Genomic DNA, 3,188 nt, shown 5'->3' with positions numbered 1-3,188 from the left:
CATGAGCGGCGGCAATATCGAGGTGCACTGCCCTGGTACCGTGAGCGTGAAAGGCGCCAAGCATGAGGTGAGTGGAGGGGCGAGTATGAGTAAAAGCCTGGCCGAATTCCCACGTAGCACCGGTAAGTTTGACCAGAAATTCAAAATACAGTGGCAAGCATCGGATTTGCCGGCTGGTAATCAGCCGTATCGCCTTAAAACAGCTGATGGCGCTGTATTGGCGGAAGGAATGACCAATGAGCACGGGGAAACCTCGATCAGCCAAAGCCAAGTGCCCGATGGTGTGCGGATCGAGATTTTAAAGAAGTTATAAATATCATTTCTAAAAGTGAATTTTTATTATGGCCAAAGACCCCAATGTGCTATCCACGCATGATGCCATTCATACACCAAGCAGTGACAAACGGCCGGTCATTATTGAGCACTCTATTTGTGATGATGATGTCCCGCCTGCCAATGACGGCATTATCGGGCAGTGCGAGTATTACTATCGGCCGTTACACGAGGAATATGTCGACAAATCAGGCGCTACCACGCTGGATGTCCTCAGTGCGTGGGCTTCCAGGTGGAACCCGTGGGATGATCTGGATGTGGCCAAGAAGCTATTGCGTAACCGGGATAAATTGATCCAGGCACGTAGCAGTGACGCCAACTGGTCACGCCACGCCAGTTTCATGATGCGGCATATTGGCTGCGGGCATAAGCCGCCCGATTATTACGTCAGTTATGGCTATTACTATTGCTCTACATATGGCAAAAAGCTGATGCCACGACTAAGCCCGGCAGGTAAGAAATGGTTGGCATTAGGAAGAAAATATCTGCAAGACAATATGGAAAAAGGCCTAAAGGACAACATGACGGGTTCAACCATTTCTATTCCCTGCCGGCGCTATCCCAACCGTTCAGTCACGCTCAACGTACCTCAAAAGAAGTTGGAGTTGAATAATGCCACTTTCAAGCAATTTGCCTTCGATACCCACGTTCCTGCCTATCTGGATGCGGGCCTCGCTGATCTGCCACTAAGTGATCTAGCCAAAATTGGCGGCCAGCCGAATATCGAAGAGTGGACCGACACCGCCACCTGGAAGCAAGCAGTGGATAGTGGTGTCGAAGTGGGCAAGGATTGGGGTGGCCAAGCGGTGCAAAGTGGCCGGGAGCTGGCAGACCGAGCACTAAAACGCCTGATGTCGGTATTGAAATAATGAGCAATACCGAATTTTTATTACTTATCTGGCGCAGCCTGCGCACGCTACTGAAATGGCTGCTCATTGCCATTTTGGGTGTGCTGCTGCTCTGCACGTCGGTTTATGGACTGTATAAGGTATTCAGCATGTGGACGTATGAAGCAGATTTGATGGAGCACGACAAGCCCTATGGCGGCGGTGATATGCGCATTCATGGACGCCAGGTGATGGTGTTCAAACCTATTGGCCCAGAACGGAAGGCAAAGCCTTTTGAAGAATGGAAAAATCCTGAAATTGCCGAGATGGCTGAGCCTTGGATGGATGATCTAGACGAGGTTAGCAACCGCGCCACCATTCGCCTGCTACGCGGAAATATGGATCAGGGCATACGCCGTATCTTCGAAAAACCTGGCCAGAATGGTGCCTGGTGGCTGTCGCCAGACTGGCAGACGATCTATGTCAGCACCGACTGGACCAACTACCATCTGCCCAATGGGCTGGACGGCTATGGGCAACGCTGGCATACGCTTTGGAAATCGATAGATGGCGGCAAAAACTGGCAGCAGCTGCCGTGGCCGGAGCGCACCCCGCCGGGCCAACCCCTATTCATGGCAGATGGCAAACGCGGCTATCTGGTTGCCGACGGTATGCGTATCTGGCGCACCAGCGATGGTGGCGAGCACTGGCACGAAATTGCGCTACCTGCTTGGGCGAATCAGCAACTCAGCCCGCATCCGAGCGGTAACGGCTTTTTGCCGATGGTCAAAAACGCTCGTGCCACCTTCAGTGCTTTCGATCTGGCCGAGGACGGCACCTTGCGCGTGGCCTTTTATGTGCGCCAGGCTAAACTGGCTGCGGGTATTGGCGAGGTAAAGGAAAGCACGCTGATCTATAGCCTGGCATTTACAACAGCGCTGGAAACACAGGCTGGCAAGTGGATGCAACCGGATATCGTGTTGCCACAACAAACGGTCATGGATATCAAGCCAGCCACCCCAAATGGGCTGCATCTGATTGCCCAGCTCGGCCAGTTACCCCACGAAAAAGAAGTCAACACCCCCACCCGGCCGGCGGCCTATCTGTATTGGCAGAATGGCAAGGAAATCTACCGCCATGCGTTTGCGCCACGCATCATCCCCGGTGCCTTGTTTGTCGGCCCGCAAGCGCAACTGGTCTTGGCCGGTGAAAGTCGAAAACCAGAACAAATCATGTCAGACAACATTACGCTCATCAGCACGGATCATGGCCAATCATGGGACGAAACCGACGATGGCATGGCCTATGCCTGGTATTACGAAGCCGAGCGGAACCGTATCTGGAAATATCAGCTGAATTCACTGTATTGGCGGAAGGTCGAGTAAGGAATGCAGATGCGCCAGTAGATAAGTCATGCTCACCGCACCGCTGCCCGCCCGCAGCTACTGCCTGCAGTACCGCGAAACCGACCTCGACTTCATCGTGCGCCTGCTGCACGAAGAGGGCCTGGCCTGGCGCTTTGAACACGACCACGATCACAGCTACCGCAGCACCCTCGTCGCTTTCGACGACCCCTACAGCCTGCCACCCGCCGCCATCGAGCGCGTGCGCTTTCACCGCGCCGACGCCACCGAAGCCGAAGACGGCCTCACCCAGTGGCACAGCCAGCGCCAGCTCGTCACCGACAGCGTGCAGCTGGCCAGCTACGACTACCAGCCCGTGGCCACCGCCCATACCGGCGACCACAGCGCCATCGCCCAGGGCAGCGGCCAACTTGCCCAGGCCAGCCTGGCCGACTACGACGCCCCCGGCCCCTACTACGCCAGCGACCACGACCAGCTCGCCCACTACGCCCGCCTGCGCCAGCAAGCCTACGACCGCCACGCCAAAACCTTCCACGGCAGCGGCGTTGTGCGCAGCCTGCACCCCGGCCACTGGTTCCGCCTGGACGACCACCCCGCCCACGCCAGCGACCACGCCGAGCAGCGCGAATTCGTCGTCACCCGCCAGCAGCTCACCGCCCGCAAC

Annotated in this window: 3 protein-coding genes and 1 pseudogene; all 4 read left to right on the top strand. The window is 56.1% G+C overall.

The genetic code is table 11. From position 1 onward, the window contains the following. Positions 1–313, top strand: a pseudogene (locus FLQ44_RS23015) (hypothetical protein); the annotation flags it as partial. A 28-nt stretch (positions 314–341) separates the two neighbouring features. After that, a complete protein-coding gene (locus tag FLQ44_RS23010; protein WP_147696189.1) occupies positions 342–1,202 on the top strand; it encodes a hypothetical protein in 861 nt (286 codons plus the stop codon). Further along, on the top strand, positions 1,202–2,545 hold the full coding sequence (locus tag FLQ44_RS23005) for a WD40/YVTN/BNR-like repeat-containing protein (RefSeq protein ID WP_147696188.1): 1,344 nt from the start codon (positions 1,202–1,204) through the stop codon (positions 2,543–2,545). Before FLQ44_RS23010 ends, FLQ44_RS23005 begins: the two co-directional genes overlap by 1 nt. Positions 2,546–2,573: 28 nt before the next feature. Further along, the coding region (locus tag FLQ44_RS23000) for a phage late control D family protein (RefSeq protein ID WP_206209146.1) at positions 2,574–3,188 on the top strand (615 nt) is incomplete at its 3' end.

It is taken from the genome of Vogesella mureinivorans, from assembly GCF_007644035.1.
Taxonomy (GTDB): domain Bacteria; phylum Pseudomonadota; class Gammaproteobacteria; order Burkholderiales; family Chromobacteriaceae; genus Vogesella; species Vogesella mureinivorans.
The sequence above is the reverse complement of the archived record's forward strand: the minus strand, read 5'-3'. Positions and strand labels throughout refer to the sequence as shown.

Excerpts from the sequence above, each read along its gene's own strand:
- FLQ44_RS23010 (WP_147696189.1), top strand. The coding sequence starts at position 342 with ATGGCCAAAGACCCCAATGTGCTATCCACGCATGATGCCATTCATACA.
- FLQ44_RS23005 (WP_147696188.1), top strand. The coding sequence starts at position 1,202 with ATGAGCAATACCGAATTTTTATTACTTATCTGGCGCAGCCTGCGCACG.